The organism is Bacteroides caecigallinarum, assembly GCF_016901995.1.
Classification (GTDB): Bacteria; Bacteroidota; Bacteroidia; order Bacteroidales; family Bacteroidaceae; genus Phocaeicola; species Phocaeicola cellulolyticus.
Map to the genome: position 1 here is coordinate 82,759 of NZ_JACJLE010000003.1, position 20,135 is coordinate 102,893.

At 40.5% G+C, this 20,135-nt stretch carries 18 protein-coding genes; all 18 read right to left on the minus strand.

All coding sequences use genetic code 11. From position 1 onward, the window contains the following. Window position 1 precedes the first annotated feature (1 nt). The 18 genes from H6A61_RS01550 to H6A61_RS01635 all read right to left on the minus strand — a co-directional run bounded on the left by H6A61_RS01550 (window position 2) and on the right by H6A61_RS01635 (window position 19,990). The gene (locus tag H6A61_RS01550) at window positions 2–709 is read right to left on the minus strand and encodes a hypothetical protein (protein ID WP_204390502.1); all 708 of its coding nucleotides are present in this window, start codon (window positions 707–709) and stop codon (window positions 2–4) included. Further along, a complete protein-coding gene (locus tag H6A61_RS01555; protein WP_204390503.1) occupies window positions 706–1,518 on the minus strand; it encodes an ATP-binding cassette domain-containing protein in 813 nt (270 codons plus the stop codon). The genes H6A61_RS01550 and H6A61_RS01555 overlap by 4 nt, the downstream gene beginning before the upstream one ends. A gap of 171 nt (window positions 1,519–1,689) precedes the next feature. Further along, window positions 1,690–2,646 carry a 5-dehydro-4-deoxy-D-glucuronate isomerase gene (gene kduI, locus H6A61_RS01560; RefSeq protein WP_204390504.1) on the minus strand — a complete coding sequence of 319 codons (957 nt, stop codon included), beginning with the start codon at window positions 2,644–2,646 and terminating at the stop codon, window positions 1,690–1,692. A gap of 35 nt (window positions 2,647–2,681) precedes the next feature. After that, complete coding sequence (locus tag H6A61_RS01565; protein ID WP_154043178.1) at window positions 2,682–4,076, minus strand: PTS galactitol transporter subunit IIC; 1,395 nt, start codon at window positions 4,074–4,076, stop codon at window positions 2,682–2,684. A 254-nt stretch (window positions 4,077–4,330) separates the two neighbouring features. Further along, window positions 4,331–5,437 carry a sulfotransferase family protein gene (locus H6A61_RS01570; protein ID WP_204390505.1) on the minus strand — a complete coding sequence of 369 codons (1,107 nt, stop codon included), beginning with the start codon at window positions 5,435–5,437 and terminating at the stop codon, window positions 4,331–4,333. Window positions 5,438–5,446: 9 nt separating this feature from the next. Then, on the minus strand, window positions 5,447–6,952 hold the full coding sequence (cysN, locus tag H6A61_RS01575; protein ID WP_430746760.1) for a sulfate adenylyltransferase subunit CysN: 1,506 nt from the start codon (window positions 6,950–6,952) through the stop codon (window positions 5,447–5,449). 98 nt (window positions 6,953–7,050) lie between these two features. Continuing rightward, entirely contained in the window at window positions 7,051–7,962 is a 912-nt protein-coding gene (gene cysD / locus H6A61_RS01580; RefSeq protein WP_204390506.1) for a sulfate adenylyltransferase subunit CysD, read from the minus strand. Window positions 7,963–7,977: 15 nt separating this feature from the next. Further along, entirely contained in the window at window positions 7,978–8,589 is a 612-nt protein-coding gene (cysC, locus tag H6A61_RS01585; RefSeq protein WP_154043182.1) for an adenylyl-sulfate kinase, read from the minus strand. A gap of 24 nt (window positions 8,590–8,613) precedes the next feature. After that, on the minus strand, window positions 8,614–10,155 hold the full coding sequence (locus tag H6A61_RS01590; protein ID WP_204390507.1) for an SLC13 family permease: 1,542 nt from the start codon (window positions 10,153–10,155) through the stop codon (window positions 8,614–8,616). A 16-nt stretch (window positions 10,156–10,171) separates the two neighbouring features. Beyond that, window positions 10,172–10,978 carry a 3'(2'),5'-bisphosphate nucleotidase CysQ gene (gene cysQ, locus H6A61_RS01595; RefSeq protein ID WP_204390508.1) on the minus strand — a complete coding sequence of 269 codons (807 nt, stop codon included), beginning with the start codon at window positions 10,976–10,978 and terminating at the stop codon, window positions 10,172–10,174. A gap of 110 nt (window positions 10,979–11,088) precedes the next feature. Further along, entirely contained in the window at window positions 11,089–12,747 is a 1,659-nt protein-coding gene (locus H6A61_RS01600) for an amino acid permease (protein ID WP_204390509.1), read from the minus strand. A 31-nt stretch (window positions 12,748–12,778) separates the two neighbouring features. Then, window positions 12,779–13,714 carry a ribosome small subunit-dependent GTPase A gene (gene rsgA / locus H6A61_RS01605; protein WP_154043186.1) on the minus strand — a complete coding sequence of 312 codons (936 nt, stop codon included), beginning with the start codon at window positions 13,712–13,714 and terminating at the stop codon, window positions 12,779–12,781. Between the two features lie 153 nt (window positions 13,715–13,867). Further along, entirely contained in the window at window positions 13,868–14,428 is a 561-nt protein-coding gene (frr, locus tag H6A61_RS01610; RefSeq protein WP_204390510.1) for a ribosome recycling factor, read from the minus strand. Between the two features lie 179 nt (window positions 14,429–14,607). Further along, entirely contained in the window at window positions 14,608–15,900 is a 1,293-nt protein-coding gene (locus H6A61_RS01615) for a PepSY-like domain-containing protein (protein WP_204390511.1), read from the minus strand. Window positions 15,901–16,037: 137 nt separating this feature from the next. Then, the gene (gene hisS / locus H6A61_RS01620) at window positions 16,038–17,399 is read right to left on the minus strand and encodes a histidine--tRNA ligase (protein ID WP_204390512.1); all 1,362 of its coding nucleotides are present in this window, start codon (window positions 17,397–17,399) and stop codon (window positions 16,038–16,040) included. A gap of 72 nt (window positions 17,400–17,471) precedes the next feature. After that, a complete protein-coding gene (locus H6A61_RS01625) occupies window positions 17,472–18,155 on the minus strand; it encodes a zinc metallopeptidase (RefSeq protein WP_204390513.1) in 684 nt (227 codons plus the stop codon). Between the two features lie 69 nt (window positions 18,156–18,224). Then, on the minus strand, window positions 18,225–19,430 hold the full coding sequence (locus H6A61_RS01630) for an ATP-binding protein (RefSeq protein WP_204390514.1): 1,206 nt from the start codon (window positions 19,428–19,430) through the stop codon (window positions 18,225–18,227). 98 nt (window positions 19,431–19,528) lie between these two features. Further along, window positions 19,529–19,990, minus strand: coding sequence for a hypothetical protein (locus H6A61_RS01635; RefSeq protein ID WP_204390515.1), 462 nt, complete (start codon window positions 19,988–19,990; stop codon window positions 19,529–19,531). Window positions 19,991–20,135: the final 145 nt, after the last annotated feature.

Genomic DNA, 20,135 nt, shown 5'->3' on the forward strand with positions numbered 1-20,135 from the left:
CTTATTCCAGTTCTACTTTTCTTAATCCTTTGTTTGCCGTAATTATAGCAAAAATACTCCAAAATACAGTTACCAGCACCAGAGTAATTTTAGTTATTACTCCGTACATAAATATTATCGGTAACATATACGACATGATAAAGACTATGAACATACTCCAGAAATATACTTTTTTGTATTTACGGTATAGTAATGCAAGAGGAGTGAGGATTATAAAATAAAGTATTAATATCGCAGCAATCAGATTCATCTTTATACCCTTTCCACCACCACCGAATATGAGGTGTAAACCGTTTACTTCATCTCCAAATACAAAAGGTATGGCAGCTTGCATTATTATGTTTGATATTATAATACTTGGTATTAATATCATAGTCCCCATAAGTAAAGTGCTGTAATACAGACTGGCTTGCTTTTCGGAAAGAGTAGTCGGAACGGATATCTTGTTTACAACTCCTTTTTTAGCCACTAAATCACCAAACAGATTCAAGAATGAAAAATAATATGAGTAAAGAAGTAATAATAACTCAATCAATGATATACACTCCTTTATACCACCATTCCTTTTCATTGCAAGGCTGATAAATGTTATTGAGAACGAATGCAGTAATAGAAGTTTTATTGCTTCAGCTGCTGTCTTGTTTAAAAACAATTCATTTAGTTGCAGTTTACTGAACTGCATCATTCTTTTCAAACTGAAACTTTTCATAATATACCTCCTTCTTTTGTCAATGCGTTAAATAATAGTTCCAGGGAAACCTCTGTGTCATCATTATTGGTGTTGTTGCATATCACCCGATAACCTTCGGCGCAAGGTTCGGAATATATCGCGCCTTCTTCATTGCTCTGTATTCCGAAAGAGTACTTACTGCGTATGTCGTCAAGTGATGATATAAATGTCTTTTGGCCTTTTCTTAAGACTATTATGTCTGTCAACAGGTTTTCTATATCTTGGACCACATGGGTTGATAGAACTACAGTCTGGTCTTCACTGATGTGTTTCATAAGCATTTTGCGGAACATTTTTCTGGTAGGTATATCCATCCCGTTGGCTGCTTCGTCGAATAGTATTAGTTTTGTACCGAATGAAATAGCCAGGCTTACCGCTATCTTGTGTTTCTCTCCTAAAGAAAGTTTGTCGATACTTTTTATGTTTTTGTTTATTTCAAAGTTATCGAGACAGTCGTCAAGGATGTCTTTATTGAATTTAGGATAAAATGATGAATATAGAGAGACATATTTTTCAAGACTCATTTTTGGAAATGTAAAATCGGCAGGCATCATGAATATTTCCTGTAATGTTTCAAGTTTTCTGTTTCCTGGATTGTTAACCTCTATATTTACATATCCTTCTTTTGCAAAAAGAATTCCGGATATTATTTTCATCAGAGTGGTTTTTCCTGTTCCGTTTTTCCCTAAAAGTCCGTAAAATCTGCCTTCTTCAAGATTGAGGCTCAGATCTTCGATTACGTTTTTATTCGGATTATAGCCGAATGATACATTATTTAGTTCTACCATAACTCTAGATATTTAAATATTGTTATACTGTACCATAAAAGTAGTACAGTACAAATGTATGGATTATTTATATAAAAGCAAAAGAACAGGCATATTTTTTATGCACAAAAAAAAGTCTGCCTATCCGGAAACCGGAATAGACAGACTCTAAATATGACTTATATACTTTTATTATCTCATTTCAGTATATTTGATTTCGTCTTTATCGCTATATTTCAAGTTTTCACCAGCCATACCCCAGATGAAAGTATAGTTGCGAGTACCTGCTGCAGCATGGATGCTCCATTCTGGAGAAGTGATAGCCTGTTCGTTCTGAAGCCATACAAGGCGTTCTTCTTTAGGTTCACCCATAAGGTGGCAGATTGCGTTACCTTCTTCAACATTGAAGTAGAAGTATGCTTCCATACGGCGAGTGTGAGTGTGAGCAGGCATTGTGTTCCATACAGAACCCGGAGCCAATTCAGTAAGACCCATCTGCAACTGGTTAGTACCACCGTTCTTTACTCTTTCAAGAACGTCTTTTACGATGAGCTGGTTTACAACACGGTCGTTGCTGTCTTCCATCTTACCATAGTGGTCAGAAATAGCCAAAGCATATTTCTTAGGTTCAGCTTTCTGTGCCTTAACGTCAGTTGTAATCAACTGTGTAACGTACTGCTTGTAAGCAGGAGCAGAGTTGATATAGAATTTAGCAGGTTTGCTTGCGTCGTTACTCTTGAAAGTAACTTCTTTGTTACCGCAACCTACGTACAAAGCTTCTTTGTATTTCATTGGGTATTCTTTACCGTCAACAGTTACTACACCGTCACCACCGATATTGATAACGCCAAGTTCGCGACGTTCTAGGAAATAAGTGATTTCAGGACCAAGTTCGCGGAAAGTTTCAAGTTTCAACACCTTGTTTACAGGCATTACACCACCGTAAATCAGACGGTCATAAAGAGTATAAGTTAAATTGATTTCGTCGGCAGCCATTACTTTTTCCATAACGAAAGCGTTACGGAGACGTTCTGTGTCATAATGCTTAACATCCTGTGGATGGCAAGCTGTTTGCACTGAGTAGTTCATCTGTGCGTTTGCTGAGATGGCTGCTAAGCCCATCATCATTGCTAATGCTAATTTTTTCATGTTCTTATTGTTTTATTGAGTTTAGGTTTTCTTAATTAATTGTTGCTGTGAGCTTTTGCTTCTTTTATGATGCGTGTTCTGTTATAGATGGCCATGATAAGAGCTATGGCTACCAATGCGGCAGAACCTACATATTTGAAGTTATATATCAAATGGAAAATACACCATGAGAAAATACTTGAAGCAAAGTCAAGTGCACCTCCCTGGAATCCTTCAGGAATCTTAACGGCAGCATCACCTGTCTTTACAAATACGTCGTGAGCAGCCTGAGTAAAGAATGGAGCCAAGTCTGTTACGAAGTACAAACCAACGATGAGTCCGACCAATCCGATGAGGAATGTCTTCAATACGTTACCCTTAGTTATAGGAAGTACTGCAGGGAAGAGGTAGAACATTCCGGCAAGTGATGCCAATGGAAGGAACTGGTTACCCGGAAGTATTACTGAAAGGAACAATGCTACAGGAATAAGAAGAAGAGATACAACCAAAGTTGTTGGATGACCGATAACCAATGCAGGGCTCATACCGATGTTAAGGTTTGCACTGTTCTTGAATTTGCGTGCGATAAGTTCGCGTGTAGCGTCTGAAATAGGGCGAAGACCTTCGATAAACAAAGAAGTGATACGTGGGATAAGTTCCATTACGGCACCCATCTTGATACCTAATCCTAGGATAGCAGGTATATTGTCAACCATTTCCTGACCGTTTTTGCATGCAAGCATACCGATACCGCAACCTACAACGATACCAAGGAAAAGCGGTTCACCCATGATACCGAATTTTTTCTTCATACCTTCAGCGTCGATATAAAGCTTGTCAAATCCAGGAATCATATCCAATGCTTTGTTTATAACAAGTGCGAAAGGTACGAATCCCTGACAGAATGGCTGTGGGATAGAAATACCGTCCATCTTGTCATAGTATCCCTGGAACTGTTTGCAAGTAAGGTCTGCCATAACGAGTGTTATGATGTAGCAGATGATAGCAGCAAAGAATCCCCACCAGATGTTTTCAGTTGCGAAATATACTACGGCTCCGATGAAAGCAAAATGCCAGTAGTTCCAAAGGTCGATATTTACAGTTTTTGTTGTTTTAGTGAGAAGCATTACAATGTTTACAGCCAAACATACAGGAATGATAAATGCTCCTACAGAAGTGTTATATGCTACAGAAGCTGCAGCAGGCCAACCCATATCAAAAATACCAAGACTTAAACCATAAATTTCGGTCACCTTTTTCAAAGGATCACCAAGGCTGCTTGTCAACAATGCAGTGACTACAGACAAACCAACGAATCCGACACCTACTAACAAACCGCTCTTGAGAGCTTTACCAAATTTGATACCGATACACAAGCCTAAGATTGTAAAAATGATAGGCATCATCACCGCTGCACCTAGCCCGATGATGTAACTGAAAACTTGTTCCATGCTTTGTTTTTCTACAGATTTTACTCTAATTAAGATTTAGTTATTTATTTTATTTGCCAAAAATAATGTCTTTTATTGTAATTTCCAATCTATTTTCGACTATTTTGGACTATTACTCAAATAAATAACATATTTTTCGTTATCGCACACGGATAATGTATCTATAATGGAATATAAATAAAAAAATATCGTTTGTATAGAAAAGTCTTTACAAACGATATTTCTGTTATATGGACTTATTGTCTTTATATGTGTTAAAGTTTATAGTCCCATTGTTCAAGGGCAAATGACCAATGCTTCTCAACCAGCTCTATTGTTTCCGGTTTGTATTGATATTTATTTTTCTTGTAACCCTTTTTCTTATTTACATATGCTTCAATTGCAGAACGTGCTTCATCGAATCCCGGCAATGAGAGTTTTTTGTAAATGTCTTCGGTCATATCGAAAGCATTCAGCTCATAGTCCTCAAATTTTACTTCCACCAGATTACCTTCAGGGATGAATTTCTTGTCTTCTTCATACTTGTGGTATAGTTTTGAATATACCTCCAGTATATTTGCCTGAAGTTCCTCATTGCTGATATTCTGTAGCATCAGAGGCTGTATTGTATTGGTGAAGAAACTTCTTGTTGACTCAAACACAGTGTATGGATTACGCATCAGATAAATGAACTTGGCATTAGGGAACATCTTTACAAGCTCTTTTACACGCCCTGTGTGAGGAGGGTTCTTGCTCAGGAACTGTGTACCTTTAGTGTTCCATAATGATATCTTGATTAGTTTGGTGAAAACGTCTTCAAATGTCTTCAGCTCATCATCAGTAATATCATTGAAAAGCAGATATTTGTCTGCATATTCCATCATATGCTTAGGAAGGAACCAGAAATTATAATATGTGCAAGGCATCATATTTGCCAAAGCGAATTCTTCTTCCTGTGGCAGGTCAACAGCCAGCTCCATATTGTCTGTCGGGCGCTTGTCAGGCATAAGCCAGCTCATGTTCTTCTTGAAGAAAGGCTGTCCCCACATCATCAGGTGAGGGAATACTGTCTGGTAGGTAGTATTATATCCGAAATGCTTGTCGCATGAGAACACATTATGCATGAATGTTGTTCCGCTGCGCCAGTGTCCTAATATGAATACCGGGTCGTGTTCAAGAGGCTTGTCGGCAAGCAGTTTTTCATATCTTTTGTCCTGTAATGGCTTGAGTGAAGACAATAAGCGGCATACAGATTTTGTAAGTCTGTATTTGTTCTTGAATTTGTCGTCTATGACTCTTCCTTCTGTTATTTGATTGAAAGTTTTCCAGTCAGCCCCAACCATCGGGTTTACAGGCAACTTGCTGAATTCTAGTAATCCCATTATTCGTATTTATTTTCTTATTTCAATATCTATTCCTTGACGTGACAGCTCTTTCATAGCTTTTTCTATAGCTTCATAGTGTTCAGGAGCGATACCAAGTTTAGGCAAATCCAGAACAGGCAATTCCATCTGATTGTGCATATCCTTGTCTGCCACCTGATTGATGATCATACCTACGGCACTTGTATTGTTTGTTATAGGGTCTATAAGTATGAATGCACCTGTAGCCTTGTTGTCAGAATATGAGTCGAAGAACAGTTCCTTTGACGAAGTAAGGACAACCTTTGCTATCTGGTTCAACTGCATTGGAACATCTTCTTTTGCAAGGCGGCCGTTTTCAACACTCAGGTGTTCCATTGTGTTGATATCTACCTTATATTCTATGCTGTCGATGCGTGTACGGCTTGTATTAGTTGTATGTTTTAGGAAGAATGATTTCTCCATGTCCATCTTCTCTTCGTCCATCCATACCAGCATGGCTTCGAAGTTACGTCCTATCATAGGAACATTGTCCGGATGTACAAGCATTTCACCTCTTGACACGTCTATTTCATCTTCCAGTGTTATGGTTACAGACATAGGAGGGAAAGCATAGTCTATCTCACCTTCGTATGTAACGATACTCTTTACGTGTGATTTCTTTCCTGACGGGAGAGCCATCACTTCGTCGCCTTTGTGTATAACACCTGAAGATACCTTTCCACAGAATCCGCGGAAATCAAGGTTAGGACGCAAAACGTACTGAACCAGATAACGGAAATCTTTCAGATTGTGGTCATTTCCGATATGTACTGTTTCAAGATATTCAAGCAACGATGTGCCTTCGTACCATGGTGTGCGGTCTGATTTTTCTACCACGTTGTCACCTTCAAGAGCCGAAAGCGGTATGCACTGAATGTCCGGAATATTCAGAGGCTCAACGAAAGACTTATAGTCGTTGACAATCTTGTCGAACACTTCCTTTGAGAAATCTACAAGGTCCATCTTGTTTACAGCCAGAACCACGTGCTTGATACCAAGCAGCGAAACCAGATATGAATGGCGTTTTGTCTGGGTGATAACTCCTGTACGGGCATCAACAAGGATGATTGCAAGATTGGCTGTAGAACCACCTGTAATCATGTTGCGGGTATATTGTTCGTGTCCCGGAGTGTCGGCGATGATGAACTTACGGTTGTTTGTAGAGAAATATCTGTATGCCACGTCGATTGTGATACCCTGTTCGCGTTCAGCTTTCAGACCGTCGAGCAACAGAGCATAGTCGATGTGTTCGCCTGCGTTACCTACACGCTTGCTGTCGCGTTCGAGTGCGTCAAGCTGGTCTTCGTAAAGTTTCTTGCTGTCGAACAGCAGACGGCCTATAAGAGTTGATTTACCGTCGTCAACAGAACCTGCTGTAAGGAAACGGAGCAAGTCCTTCTGTTCGTCTTTCTTTAGGAATTCCTCTATGGACATATTTCCGCGTGCTTCGCCTTCCATAGGGTTTCCTGATTTGTTTTTATCTAAAGTTTCCATTTTACTCGATTAATAATTAATAATTAAAAGTGAATAATGAACAATTAATAATTATAACAGAGGCGTTTTTAATTATTAATTCTTTAATTTTTAATTATCTAAAAATATCCTTCACGTTTTTTCTGCTCCATGCTGGCTTCCTGGTCGAAGTCAATCACACGTGTAGTACGTTCGCTCTTTGTAGTGGTCATCATTTCCTCCACAATCTTTTCGATAGTATCGGCTTCGCTTTCTATTGCTCCGGTAAGTGGCCAGCAGCCAAGAGTACGGAAACGTATCTTCTTCATTTCTATTTTATCTTTGTACTGTTCAGGCAGACGGTCGTCGTCAGGCATAATGAGCTGTCCGTCGATGTTTATGACCGGTCTTTCCTTTGCGAAGTACAAAGGAACGATAGGAATATTTTCAAGACGTATGTACTGCCATATATCAAGTTCTGTCCAGTTGCTCAGAGGGAACACACGGATGCTTTCTCCTTTTCTGATGCGGGCATTATAAATGTCCCAAAGTTCAGGACGCTGGTTTTTAGGATCCCACTGGTGGAACTCATTTCTGAAAGAGAATATACGTTCTTTTGCACGTGACTTTTCCTCGTCGCGGCGTGCACCACCGAATGCTGCATCGAATTTGTATTTGTCGAGTGCATTAAGCAAAGCCTGTGTCTTCATTAGGTCTGTATGGACTTTACTACCGTGAGTGAAAGGACCTACACCGGCTTTGAATGCCTCCATATTGCTTTCTACAATGAGATTCCAGCCATATTTTTTTGCATATTCATCGCGGAACTGAATCATTTCCTTGAATTTCCATTTTGAGTCGATATGCATAAGAGGGAATGGTACCTTGCCCGGTGCAAAAGCTTTTTCTGCCAGACGTACCATTACAGATGAATCCTTGCCTATACTGTAAAGCATGACAGGATTTTCGAATTCGGCAGCCACTTCACGTATAATGTGGATAGACTCAGCTTCCAGTTCCTTCAAGTGGCTAAGTTTATATTCTTCGATCATATTTTTATTTTGTTTTTAGTCTTTTTTGAATGATATTTTAGGAAGTATAAGTTCCAGAAGTTTGTTTACAGACTCCTCAACACTCAGTTTTGACGTATCTATAGACAAAGCCGGGTTAGCCGGAGCTTCGAAAGGTGCTGATATACCTGTGAAGTTCTTTATTTCTCCACGTCTGGCTTTTGCATAAAGGCCTTTCACATCTCTTCTCTCGCATTCCTCTATAGGTGTGCTTACAAATATTTCAAGGAAATTTTCTTTTCCTATAATATTGGCAGCCATTTCACGAATGTCATTGTTAGGACTTATAAAGGCTGCAATAGTGATTATACCGGTATCTACAAACAGTTTTCCTATTTCGGCTATGCGTCGGATATTTTCTACTCTGTCTTCTTCAGAGAATCCCAAGTTGTTGTTTATTCCGCTGCGGATATTGTCTCCGTCAAGAATTCTGCATAGCAGACCACGCTTTTGCAATTCCCTTTCAAGAGCTATTGCAATCGTGCTTTTACCTGAGCCGCTCAGTCCGGTGAACCAAATCATCACGCTATGCTGATGAAGCAGTTCTTCCTTGTCGGCTCTGGTGAGCATCTTATCGAATATAGGATAAATGTTGTTTTTATTTTCCATATATGTCTAGTTTTTATTTATTTCTTAAAATGGCCAAATTTGCGGTATAAGGAGTACCGAAATTATGAAAGTAATGATATTAAGCGGCAGACCTATGCGTACAAAGTCTGTAAACTTATAATTACCGATACCTTGTACTATAAGGTTTGTCTGATAACCGATAGGAGTGGAGAAACTGGCCGAGGCTGCCACACATACGATGACAAAGAATGGCATAGGGCTTACTCCAAGCTGTTGCGACAGTGACAAGGCAAGCGGAAACGACAACGCCGCAGCTGCATTGTTTGTTATCAGTTCGGTAAAGATGTTCGTTATTATAAACATTGCCGCCAGCAATACATACGGACCATAACTATGGCTAAGTCCTATAATCTGGCTCGCTATCAGGTCGGAAACCCCTGAATTCACCATAGCCTTGCTGATACCGAATGCACATGCAATGGTTATCAGCACGTCCCATGATATGTATTTGGTGTATTTGCGTGGAGGAAATATCTTTGTCCATGCCATAATAACTGTAGTTACCGACACGAAGAAGAACATATCCAGCTTGATTCCTTCGGGCAACATCTTCTGTACGGCAGGAAGTTCGCCTACTGTAGCACCTATAATCATAATCAATAATAATGTAAGGGCAAGCCAGCGCTTTTTCTTTCCTACAGGTTCTACGTCCTTGCCGTTTGCCAGCATGATGAAGACAGACGATTCACCCCATGTCTTGATGAAACTGTCGTCTGCCATTATTACCAGAGTATCGTTCTCGCGGAAGTGCATCTTCGAAAGATTGGTATATGTATTACCGTTTCTTCTCAATTCCTTTATCTCTGCACCATAGTGGCGTTTGAAGTCGAAGTCGGAAATGCGGCGGTTGATACCAGGAAAACGTGCTCCTATTACAGCCTCTATAGGATGAAGCGACGGATCATCTTCGCCTGAAATAACCTGATCAGGACGTTGCGCAGGGAGCAGTCTCTTTGAGAAAACGAACAGATATATGATACCGGCAAGTGCTATGAAGATACCTACCTTGCCAAGCTCAAACATACTGAATCCTTTCATTCCTGCATCCTGTATCATGCTGTGTACCACTAGATTTGTAGAAGTTCCTATAAGTGTACACATACCTCCTAAAATCGTTACATACGACAGAGGAATGAGGAAATAAGTGGCAGGAAGCTTTACGTAGTTTGCCCACCTCTTTATTATTGGCGCAAAAATTACCACAACCGGAGTGTTGTTGAGGAATGCCGATATGAAGGCAATACTTGGCAACATCCTTAGTTGAGCCTTGAAAACATTTATATTTTCTACGGGAAGCAGATTCTTTATAAGTTTTGTCAGAGCGCCGCTTTGGCGTATTCCTTCACTTACAAGGAACAGCATAGCCACAGTTATCATACCTTTGTTGCTGAATCCCTCAAGCATTTCTTTCGGAGTCAATATTCCGGTGCATAGGAAAACCACGAGAACGGAGAACAAAATCATTCCCGGTCTCATTTTATCAGCAATTAGTGCTGCGAGCATCCCTACAAGTGAGACAAGTACTATGATTATTTCGTGCGACATCTTTTTTATTCTTATCTTACTTGGCTATGAACCACGGGTTCAATAAATCTTCTTTATTATATGAGAGTGGCGTTTTCTCGTCTGTGTGATATACCTCTCTTCCGGCAGCACGGATAATGGCGTGTCCGGCAGCTGTATCCCATTCCATTGTCGGAGCGAAACGCGGATAAATATCTGCCTTGCCTTCGGCTATGAGACATAGTTTTAGAGAGCTGCCTTTTGATACAGTCTCTACATCAGGGTGTAATTCTTTAACCTTTTCGATAAATTCTTCTGTCTCAGGAGAAAGATGCGAACGAGAAGCCACTACTACGAATTTATTTCTTTCTTCTCTTATAGGAAGATGTATGGCTCTTGATGTCAGCGAAGAGAATGTTTCTTCTTCAGAAACTGAATTTATATTTTCCACTTTGAATGCACCGTGTTCACAGTCGCCCAGATATAATTCTTCCTTTACCGGAATATATATTACTCCGGCTTGAGGCGTACCGTTTTTTACGTATGCTATATTAACGGTGAATTCGCCATTCTTTTTTATGAATTCCTTTGTTCCGTCCAGCGGATCGACTATCCACAACTCGTTCCATTCCTTTCTGTTTTCGAATGGAAGCTTCTTGCCTTCCTCACTCAGTACAGGAATATTTGTCGATGAAAGTATTCCGCTGATAACTTCATGCGCTTTCCTGTCGGCTATTGTCAGAGGTGAATTGTCTGCTTTCTTTTCAATTTCAAAATCCGCATTCGGATCAGTATAGACGCTCATTATTTTCGCACCTGCTTCTATTGCAGCACGGACTGCGACCATCAATATATTTTTATCCATAATCTATAAATCGCTGTAAAATAAGTACTTTTTTTCTAAAAGCCTGTAGTTGAAAACTCTGAATTCTTGGACAAAGTTACGTTTTATAACTTATTTTAAGATATAAGACATTACGATAGCGCAGGTTTGGAGTGTTTCCACATTCTGTACATGTAGTATGCACAATGTGTCACTGCAAAGACAAATGATATGGTCAGCAATGTCTTATCTGCTTCCCAGCCTACTGTCTGTTGATGCCATAGTCCTGTTATTATGCTCAGTACGGACAATGATATCCCCATGATATTCAGCACCATATCTCCCTTCCTTATTTTTATTCCTTTTTCCAGTTTACTGTGTCTGATACCGTATGATGCATATACGTCTAGTCCTATCAGCATCCAGAGTACGAGTCTTATCCATGTATCGGCAGGCAGGAAACACATCATACACAGGCATGTCAGTATTCCCAGTATCGGTACTGCCGGTACAAACGGAGTTTTGAATGCTCTTGGTGCATCCGGCATTGTCTTTCTCACAACAAGAATTCCGGCGCATACCAGTGTGAATGCAAGAAGTGTTCCTATGCTTGTCATCTCGCCCGCCACCTGTGCAGGTACAAATCCTGCCAGCAGACTTACAACCACCATAAATAACAAATTACTGTGTACTGGTGTTCTTGTCTTTTCGTTTATTTTTGAAAAAAACTTCGGAAGCAGACCGTCGTGGCTCATACTCAGGAAAACACGGCTCTGTCCCATAAGAGTCACCATTATGACAGAACAGTAACCGAACAGTATCGCCAGAATTATGGCCTTGTTGAGCCAAGGATATGCAGGAATGATTGTTCCTGAAGCATCAGCAGTTCCCATATTTTCTATGGCAACGGCTACAGGTGCTATTCCCACATGACCTTTGAACTCGGTATAGTTCGCCACACCTGTCATCACGTGTGCAAACAGAATGTATAAAACAGTACAAACCAGAAGTGAAACCAGAATTCCTATAGGCATGTCGCGTTTAGGGTTCTTTGTCTCCTGTGCTGCTGTACTTACAGCATCGAAACCGAGAAAGGCAAAGAATACTATTGCCGCACCGCGGAATATTCCGGATATACCGAACTCACCCAGCTTTCCGGTATTTTCAGGGATGTATGGAGTATAATTGTCTGCCTGAATGAATTTCCACCCCAGTACTACGAAAACCAGGATTACGGCTATCTTCAGAAATACTATAAAACCGTTGAATATGGAACTTCCTGCCGTACCTCGCATCAGTATGATGCTCATCATTATTACAATGAGTATTGCAGGTATGTTTATTATACCCCCGTCCCATGGGCAGGCCGTAAGATGATGGGGTAGGGATATACCTATACTTTCCAGAAAGACCACCATGTATCTGCTCCAGCTTATGCTTACGGTAGTTGCGGCAACGGTGTATTCCAAAACAAGATCCCAGCCTATAATCCATGCTATGAGTTCGCCCATAGTGGCATACGAGTATGTATAAGCACTGCCCGACACAGGAATCATCGAAGCAAATTCAGCGTAGCACAGACCTGCAAAGCAGCATCCTATGGCTGCAATTATGAACGACAGAGTTATGGCAGGTCCTGTAAATTCGGATGCTACAGTTCCTGTAATGGAGAAAAGTCCTGCACCTATTATTACTCCAACTCCAAGAGCTACAAGGCTTATAGGACCAAGCACTCTTTTCAGAGTCTTACTGCCGGAAGCCTGCGCTTCTGCCTGCAGAGTTTCAATGCTTTTTCTTATAAATAGTCCCATTCTGTTTTTAGTTGTAGATGTATTTATGTCTTTAATATGCCGAACGGTATTTGCCGTCCTCTTTATCGTCAAGTATGCTCAGATAAGAAGTATATCTTGATTCGCTTATGTAATGTTTTTCTACGGCCTCCCTCACTGCACATCCCGGTTCATGACGGTGTGTACAGTTGCCATATTTGCAATCGGCCGAGAATTTGAATATTTCCTTGAAATAGTGTCCCACCTCTTCATCTTCCATGTCGAATGTACCGAAACCTTTTATTCCCGGAGTGTCGATTATGTATCCTCCTCCGTTTACGGGGAACATTTCGGAGAATGTCGTGGTGTGCATACCTTTGTTGTGGACATTCGAAATATCACCTGTTTTCAGATTTTGTTCCGGCAGAATGGCATTGATAAGTGTGGATTTTCCTACTCCGGAGTTTCCGGAGAAAAGTGTTATCTTACCTTCAAGGGCCTTTTTGATTTCTTCAATTCCTATGTTGTTCAGAGCCGAGACCTTATAACACTGATACCCGATAGTGGTGTATAGGTTTATAAGTCCGTCCAGATATCTGTTCTCGTCTTCCGAATATCGGTCTGTCTTGTTGAAAACCAGACATACCGGTACACGATATGCTTCGGCCGATGCCAGAAAGCGGTCGATGAATGTGGTCGATGTCTCAGGATAGTTTACTGTTACGATAAGCATGCACTGGTCAAGGTTTGATGCTATGATGTGCGATTGCTTTGAAAGGTTGGATGAACGTCGTATTATATAGTTCTTTCGGTCTTCAATTTCTGTTATGAATGCAGTGCCTTCCTGATTGCGTATGATTTTCACACGGTCGCCAACAGCTACCGGGTTTGTACTTCTGATACCTTTCAGTCGGAAATTACCTTTAATCTTGCATTCCACCGTGCTGCCTTCGTCTGTTTTAACGAGATACCAGCTACCTGTATTTTTAATTACTAAACCTTTATCCAAAAGAGTTGATTTTTTGTAATTGTGAATTAGTGATATTATTTAATAAAGAAAAGAAGAAACTGCATTACTGTGTTTTTGGGAAAAAATGGTAGTGCAGATTCTTCTTTCTTTTATAGTGTATAAATGTATTGGTGTATGAACCAATAAAAAACATTATACTGTCATGATTTCCTTATCCTTGGCAGCAAACATGTCGTCAATCTGCTTGATAAACTTGTCGTGTATCTTCTGCAGTTTTGCTTCGCTGTTTTTCTGCTCGTCTTCAGGCATACCGTCTTTTACAGCTTTCTTCAATGCGTCGATTGCATCGCGGCGAGCGTTACGGATACTTACTTTTGCAGTTTCAACTTCGCCTTTACACTGTTTTGACAATTGTTTACGGCGTTCCTCTGTCAATGGAGGGATACCGATACGTATGATTTCGCCATTGTTTTCAGGCATAATTCCAAGTTCTGAGTCTATGATGGCTTTCTCAATCACGCGGAACATGCTCTTGTCCCAAGGCTTGATAGCTATGCTTCTGGCATCAGGAGTAGTTACTGCTGCCACATTGTTGATTGGAACCATGCTTCCGTATGAGTCAACTTTGATGCCGTCCAACAAACGTACATCTGCTTTTCCTGCGCGGATATGTGCCAATGCTTCGTCAAGGTACATGACTGCCATGTCCATTTTCTCTTCAGCTTCGCTGATTATAGTTTTTGAATCTGCCATTATTTTTTAATTTTTAGGTTATGCTGTTATGTGATAATATTTTAAGTGAACAAAAGTATGTGTTTTTTTGCTCTTTTGCAATAGTTGATGTATAAATTGATATTCTAAAATGAAACTATCCTGCTTCGCCACGGTTATTATGCTGTGCGAAACAGGATAGTTCAATATATGTAAGCCTTTTAGTCTTTATATTCAGCTTTCAGTGTTCCGTCTTTGTTTATCAGAACATCATATTCAGCACCGCCTTTGCGTGCCTCTATTTCAAACCAGTCTCCAGCCGGAGTTTCTACGGCATCTGCTTCATTTTCATAGCTAGAGTAGTTGGCCGATATATAGTTTCTCACGGCTTCAGGCAGATTGTTGTATGTAGTTTCATATTCTGTCCTTACCCATTCGTCTTTACCGTTGAAATACACATCCTTTTCTATGCCGTCATGTATAATTTCTATTTCTGTCAGTCCGTCGTCATGACCTTTTTCCTTTATTACGGCTCCAGGATATTTCTCGTCAAGAACAGCCTGAATTGCAGTTCCAGCCGAGATACCTCCGTTGATGTCATCTCCGAAGTTAGGTTTCGAATTCATCACATTTCCGTTTTCGTCAAAATATAGTTCAATGTCATTGTCATTTCTGCCTTCTATTTCAACACTGTAGAAATTACCTTTCGAATTCGTTTCGTAGTACTCTATGTCGTCAATGTAGTAATTAGGATATGTTGTCGTGATATGACTTTTGGCTGCTTCAGGCAAAACAGACGAATTTTTGTTGTAGTCCTTCTTTGTGTAAATCCACTCATATCCGGCAGTCAGCAAAGCGTCATGCTTGATGTTTTCGAATATGAATTCCACTTCAACACCGCCGTCCTCAAATTCCACGTCAACGATTCTTGCACCAGGATATTTACTTTCAACCCAAGAATATACATCGTTGGCAGGTTGTGTAGGCAACAAATCCGTATAATCCGGATTCTGGTTAGCGTCAAGAATTTCTTTCACCAGAACACCGTCTTCCGAGTAATACAAGTCAGCTTCAGTTTCCTTGTTATTTTCTTCCTTTTCAACCTCAATTACATACAGCACCAGATTTTCACCGTTTTTCTTTATCACATCCACTTCATCATCATGCCTCCATGGAAGTTTTGAATAGTCACTTTCATTGAAAGCTGTTGTTACAGCTTGTGGAAGCGAAGAGAAAGGAATGTCATATTCATGCATCTTGAATGCAGCTGTTGATTTTTCGAACCACGCTGTGAAGTCCGTGTCGTTTCCTGCACGGCTGCCATTCCACTCGAAAGAAGCAATTGCGTAATTTCCGTTTGTTCTCCATGATACATCTTTTGCTCCGGGGAATTCACGGTCGAATGCTTCGTAAACAGCATTGTCTATATAGCCGTCGCCGTTTTGCTTGTCACACGATGAAAGAGCGATAGTTCCGCATATCAGGGCGGTTGTAATAAACTTTATTTGCTTCATAACAATTGGTTTTAAAATTATCATATTGCAAACATAATATTGAAAACTGAAAAGATTTGGGAATTTCGAAAAAAAATAGCGTCACTATGGAAATAAAACCACAGTGACGCTTCTATCTGTATGATTAATTTCTTTTTTTATTTTATGGCTGCTACCAGTTCTTCCGGAGTAAGAAGTGACTGTTCGCCTGTTGTCATATTTTTCAGAGTGACTTTTCCTTCGTTCATCTCGTTTTCACCAACTATAGCCACGAAAGGAATCTGTTTTGCGTTGGCATAGCTCATCTGCTTTTTCATCTTTGTGCTGTCAGGATATATTTCAGCACGAATGCCTGCCTCACGAGCCTTGAACAATATAGGAAGAGAATATTCTGTCTCCTTTTCGCCGAAGTTTACAAACAACAGCTGAGTCCCGTTTACTGCCTCCTTCGGATATAGATCCAATTGGTTCAGAACATCATAGATACGGTCGGCACCGAAAGAGATACCTACGCCTGACATGCCATCCATTCCAAATACTCCTGTCAAATTGTCATAACGGCCACCGCCACTGATACTTCCTATCTGAACGTCAAGAGCCTTTACTTCGAAGATAGCACCTGTATAGTAGTTCAGTCCGCGAGCCAGAGTAAGGTCAAGTTCCACTTCAGACTTGACACCAAGCTGAGCCACATGCTTAAGGATGAATTCGCTTTCTTCCACACCTTTGAGACCAGTTTCGCTTGCAGCCAGAACAGTTTTCAGAGTTTCAAGCTTTTCTTCGTTCGAACCGCTCAACAGGATGATAGGCTGCAACTTGTCGATAGCTTCCTGAGGAATACCCTTCGATGCAAGTTCGGCATTCACATTGTCGAGGCCAATCTTGTCCAGCTTGTCGATAGCTACAGTGATATCTACTATCTTGTCAGCCTCGCCGATGATTTCTGCTATACCGGTAAGAATCTTACGGTTGTTTATCTTGATTGAAACACGAATTCCGAACTTGTTGAACACAGAATCAATCATCTGCACCAGTTCCACTTCGTTAATCAGTGAGTTACTTCCCACAACGTCAGCATCACACTGATAGAACTCGCGGTAGCGTCCTTTCTGAGGACGGTCTGCACGCCATACAGGCTGAATCTGGAAACGCTTGAATGGGAAAGTAATCTCGTCGCGGTGCATAACCACATAGCGGGCGAAAGGTACTGTAAGGTCATAGCGAAGTCCCTTTTCGCAGAATTTGCTGGCCAGTTTAGCTGCATTGCGGCTCAACAGTTCCTCGTCAGTGATGCCTGAGAAGTAGTCGCCTGAGTTCTGAATCTTGAAAAGAAGTTTGTCGCCTTCCTCACCGTATTTACCCATCAGAGTAGAAAGGTTCTCCATCGAAGGAGTTTCTATCTGACTGTATCCGTAGAGGTGGAAAACTTCGCGTATAGTATCGAATATATAGTTTCTTTTCGCCATCTCAACAGGCGAAAAATCTCTTGTTCCTTTCGGTATTCCCGGTTTTGTAGCCATATTGTTTCTGTTTTAATTATTTTGCTTACAAAAGTAGATAATTATTTTATAAGAAGGAAATAATTGTAGAAATTACTCTTCGCGGCGTCCCATGAAAATCATTATATAATATACCAGAGTAGCAAGCGAGCTGAGTGCTGCAACCACGTATGTATAGGCTGCCGATTTGAGTGCATCTTTAGCCATATTGTGGTTATAATTATTTGTAATACCCGCACTGTTCAGCCATACCAGGGCACGACGGCTGGCATCAATCTCAACAGGAAGAGTTATGAAACTGAAAAGTGTTGTCATTGCGAAAAGACAGATACCTATCAGTAATAGCTGAGGAAACGAATTTATGAGCAATATACCTGCAAGCAGTATCCACGACATTATAGACGATGAAAACTGTACTACCGGTACCAAAGCCGAACGCATCTGCAGAGGAGCGTATGCACGTGCATGCTGTACGGCGTGACCGCATTCGTGGGCAGCCACGGCGGCTGCTGCTACACTGCATGATGAATAAACACCTTCACTCAGGTTCACAGTTTTGTTGGTAGGGTTAAAATGGTCAGTAAGCATTCCTGGAGTACTTATGACTCTTACATCATATATACCGTTATCGCGCAGCATTTTCTCTGCAACCTCACGACCGGTCATTCCATTGGATAGCCCGACTTTAGAATACTTTTCAAACTTACTTTTCAAACTGGATTGCACTATAAAGCTCACTATAGCGATTCCGATAAAAATAATCCAAATTAATGCCATATATTTTCTGTTTTATAATTATTAATCAATGAATTGACGTACAAAAACCTTGCCAAAGTTTTCCGCATTCTAATACATACATCCGAAAATCCACAGAGGAATCCTGTTTCCGTTTCCAGTTTCTATATCGTCTATGGCAAGATATCCGTTAGGTAAATCTGCTATCTGGTCGAAGGTCTTTCGGCTTCCACCTACCTCGAAAAGGTATTTGCCATCTGCCATAAAATCTCCCTGTTTGGGCATTGTGAGTGTGGATACAGTTCCCATCTGATTTGCAAAGAATGTTTCACGCATTGTTCCCTCCGACACTTTTCCTGTAAGTGCGAACATTAGATTTGCGTTATTCAGATATATCTTTTTAGGTCCGGTCAGATGTTTGTAATCTTTTGTTTTCTCTGTCAATAGCCATAACAGACCAGCCCTGTCTAAAAGATACAGCATTTTCAATGTCTGGTCGCGTGTTGATTCCAGTTGTGAAGCCAGCTTGTTGATGTTAGCCTCGAGGGGTACATTCTCTGCTATAACCATCATCAGCTTTTTGATTTTCTGTACTGTTATGAACGTTATGTCCTCCACAGCCGGAATATCGCTTTCAATCACCAGTCTGATAACTTCTGCAACTCTCATCAGATAATCCTCACCCGATTCTTTATAATAAGGATAATACCCTTTCTTAAGATAGTCTTCAAAATGTTTCAGGACTTTTATTTCCGAAGTCACGTTGATGGCATATCCTGTATGTCCTGCAAGCAGTTCCTCCAGACTGATAGGCGGAATTGTGGCTATACCCTCATATTCAAGATACTCTCTGAAAGACATTCCGTTCAGGGTATAAAGTGATTGTCTGCGCGACAAATCTGCTACTGAGTTCTCTATGGCAAGCATTGCAGAGCCGGTATAGACTATTTTCAAGTCAGGATAGTTGTCATAAAAGTTTTTGAGTATTGTCGCCCAGTTCCTGTATCTGTGCACCTCGTCAAAATATATGTTTGTTACTCCGTGTGTATATAAAAACTCCACCAGTTCCTCCAGGCTGTGATTTTCGAACCATAGGTTATCGAGCGACACATAAAGAACTTCATCAATGTTCTTGAAAGTTTCTTTTATGTGCTGCAATATCATAGTTGTCTTTCCTACACCGCGTGCACCCTTTATTCCTACCATGCGGACATCCCAATTGATATGATGGTATAAATATCTTTTAAACCGCAAACCGGTAGTTGCCAGTTTCCTGTGATAAACATTCAGCAGAGGTTGAATATCAGAATAATCCATTTCAAAATACTATATTTGTTCTGAGTACAAATATAAGAAAACACTTTTGGAAAAGCGAATATTTACGTAAAAAGCACCTTTCGAAAAGTGTTTTTGTTCTATCGGCTCTCTATTTCGGGCCGTTGCATTTCCTTTTTGCTTACTCCAAATTTCTTGCCGTAACGGATCCAATATGAGCGGGCTGCCATCTTGAACAGCCATTTTGGAAGTGGCATTGTAGCTGTTATGTCTTTATAGTTTCCTTTATTTACAGAAGCTGCCAATCTTTTTATAGCCCTTACGGCAATGTATATGAACGGAGTTTCGAGAATAGCCTCTCCGCTGCCTAGCATGAGTGTCGAGCCTATAGGAAAATTGTTGTGTTTGCAGAAATATCTTATCATGCTTACAGCTACACAGTTCTGCTTATGCTCCAGAAATCCGCAGTTAATCAGTATCGAGATAACCGGTCTTTGCATAGGAAGATTGTTTTCCAGATTTTTCAGGAAGTTCAGCAGACCTACAGGGAGAGAATCGGCATACAGTGGAAACACTATAATTACATCCGAATATTTTTCCATCTCTGCAATCAGTTTCAGATGGTTTGACTTTGTTATGTTGAAATAATCACATTGCAGCCTGCTGAAGTGTACTGAATTTGGTTGTCAGTTTGTTTTGTAATTCCTGACCAAGTTGACTGGTTAAAATACAACTGTTATTTCTTTT

Bases quoted from the DNA above. Each gene is read 5' to 3' on its own strand.
- H6A61_RS01630 (WP_204390514.1), bottom strand. From the start codon at position 19,430: ATGGATTATTCTGATATTCAACCTCTGCTGAATGTTTATCACAGGAAA.
- cysD (WP_204390506.1), bottom strand. From the start codon at position 7,962: ATGATCGAAGAATATAAACTTAGCCACTTGAAGGAACTGGAAGCTGAG.
- cysN (WP_430746760.1), bottom strand. From the start codon at position 6,952: ATGGAAACTTTAGATAAAAACAAATCAGGAAACCCTATGGAAGGCGAA.
- cysC (WP_154043182.1), bottom strand. From the start codon at position 8,589: ATGGAAAATAAAAACAACATTTATCCTATATTCGATAAGATGCTCACC.
- H6A61_RS01600 (WP_204390509.1), bottom strand. From the start codon at position 12,747: ATGGGACTATTTATAAGAAAAAGCATTGAAACTCTGCAGGCAGAAGCG.
- H6A61_RS01635 (WP_204390515.1), bottom strand. From the start codon at position 19,990: ATGGAAAAATATTCGGATGTAATTATAGTGTTTCCACTGTATGCCGAT.
- frr (WP_204390510.1), bottom strand. From the start codon at position 14,428: ATGGCAGATTCAAAAACTATAATCAGCGAAGCTGAAGAGAAAATGGAC.
- kduI (WP_204390504.1), bottom strand. From the start codon at position 2,646: ATGAAAAAATTAGCATTAGCAATGATGATGGGCTTAGCAGCCATCTCA.
- H6A61_RS01615 (WP_204390511.1), bottom strand. From the start codon at position 15,900: ATGAAGCAAATAAAGTTTATTACAACCGCCCTGATATGCGGAACTATC.
- H6A61_RS01555 (WP_204390503.1), bottom strand. From the start codon at position 1,518: ATGGTAGAACTAAATAATGTATCATTCGGCTATAATCCGAATAAAAAC.
- H6A61_RS01570 (WP_204390505.1), bottom strand. From the start codon at position 5,437: ATGGGATTACTAGAATTCAGCAAGTTGCCTGTAAACCCGATGGTTGGG.
- H6A61_RS01625 (WP_204390513.1), bottom strand. From the start codon at position 18,155: ATGGCATTAATTTGGATTATTTTTATCGGAATCGCTATAGTGAGCTTT.
- H6A61_RS01590 (WP_204390507.1), bottom strand. From the start codon at position 10,155: ATGTCGCACGAAATAATCATAGTACTTGTCTCACTTGTAGGGATGCTC.
- hisS (WP_204390512.1), bottom strand. From the start codon at position 17,399: ATGGCTACAAAACCGGGAATACCGAAAGGAACAAGAGATTTTTCGCCT.
- H6A61_RS01565 (WP_154043178.1), bottom strand. From the start codon at position 4,076: ATGGAACAAGTTTTCAGTTACATCATCGGGCTAGGTGCAGCGGTGATG.
- cysQ (WP_204390508.1), bottom strand. From the start codon at position 10,978: ATGGATAAAAATATATTGATGGTCGCAGTCCGTGCTGCAATAGAAGCA.
- H6A61_RS01550 (WP_204390502.1), bottom strand. From the start codon at position 709: ATGAAAAGTTTCAGTTTGAAAAGAATGATGCAGTTCAGTAAACTGCAA.